1 protein-coding gene and 1 pseudogene are annotated in these 1,366 nt (G+C 36.3%); both read left to right on the plus strand.

Annotation, left to right across the window (positions count from 1 at the left end; genetic code table 11):
- Positions 1-58 precede the first annotated feature (58 nt).
- Entirely contained in the window at positions 59-1,003 is a 945-nt protein-coding gene (locus tag ACWPWY_RS23520) for a stalk domain-containing protein (protein WP_454193951.1), read from the plus strand.
- Between the two features lie 15 nt (positions 1,004-1,018).
- Positions 1,019-1,366 (plus strand): annotated as a pseudogene (locus ACWPWY_RS23525) (DUF5704 domain-containing protein); the annotation flags it as partial.

Below are 1,366 nucleotides of genomic sequence, written 5' to 3' on the forward strand. Positions count from 1 at the left end.
AATAAGGAAATAAATACAATCCAAATTATAAAAATTAGATGATAGGAGATTAAAAGACATGAAAAAATTAATTTTGTCGATTATGTTAGGATCTTTGTTCTTTGCTTCGTCACCAGTTGGTCATGTTGAAGCTGCGGGTGCTACTCCCGTAGAAGTACTATTAAATACAAAGAAAATGAGTTTTCCTGATGCGAAACCTTTTCAGGACTCTCAAGGAAGTGTAATGGTTCCGATTCGGTTTGTATCTGAAGCGTTAGGTGCTAAGGTGAGTTACAGCAAAAGCGGGAAGACGACCGTGGTTGGTGTTACTGATAAAGATCATACAGTGAAAATGACGGTGGGACAAACAACCGCTTTGATTGATGGGAAAAAGAAAAGTTATGGTACCAAAATTATATTGAAACAAAATCGGACCTTTGTCCCTTTACGATTGGTGAGTGAAGGGTTAGGGCAGAAAGTGGAATGGGATAAGGTAGGGCGCTGGGTTTGGATTGGAGAAAAGAATTTTAGAAGTACGGATGATAAGGAATTTAAGTTGACCTCCATTGCAAGTTTCAAGGCATATACTAGGACATCTTTTTTATTTGAGGACATCTCTGGAACCAAGTTCAAAGGGGTGAAAATACTTAAGGAGAGTGATCTTCCAATTCAGATTGGCGATGGTGCAGTTATTTACTCAATAGACCAAGCAACTAGAAAGTTAAGCGGTATGAAAACTATTGCTATCAGACATTCGGTAAAGACTGTCCCAATTGCATTCTTAGTAAAAAATGATGATGCCAAATATAGAAGGGCTGTTGAGAATGCCTTAACAAACAATGGGGATAAAACAGCTACTAACTATTATCCAATTGTAGATGAATCCGATAAATTCCGTTCAGATGGTTATGATGAAAATTACACGGCGTGGAAGAATTTCAAAGTGAATCAAGCTGACTATATTCTTTTTGATACCAGTAATACCAAAGATTACGCTGTTGCTCTCATAAATCCATTTAAGTAGGAGGATAAAGAGAGTATGAATCATATGAAAAAATGGATTAGTGGATTGATGAGTTTGATATTTGTTTTATCAGCAGTTGTATTCATTCATCCTTCCGAAGCAAAAGCTATAGGTATGAGTAGACTTTTTCAAGATCCTTCTGATAAGAATGTTTATTATTTTGTTGGGATGGTGTATTTCGAGGTATGGAAAAAGGCAGATGGAAGCTGGACCAATGAAAAAAAACCAAATACTTGGTCAGAAGTAGATGGTGGAGATTATGAATTCACTTTTTCCACCACCCGAAAAGTTAAGAGTGTTAATGCCGAGCAATTTAAATACGATTGGAAATACGCAGATGAAACTTTTGATATATCTAGAAAA

The sequence above is a fragment of the Paenibacillus sp. Marseille-Q7038 genome (assembly GCF_965111595.1).

Bases quoted from the DNA above. Each gene is read 5' to 3' on its own strand.
- ACWPWY_RS23520 (WP_454193951.1), top strand. From the start codon at position 59: ATGAAAAAATTAATTTTGTCGATTATGTTAGGATCTTTGTTCTTTGCT.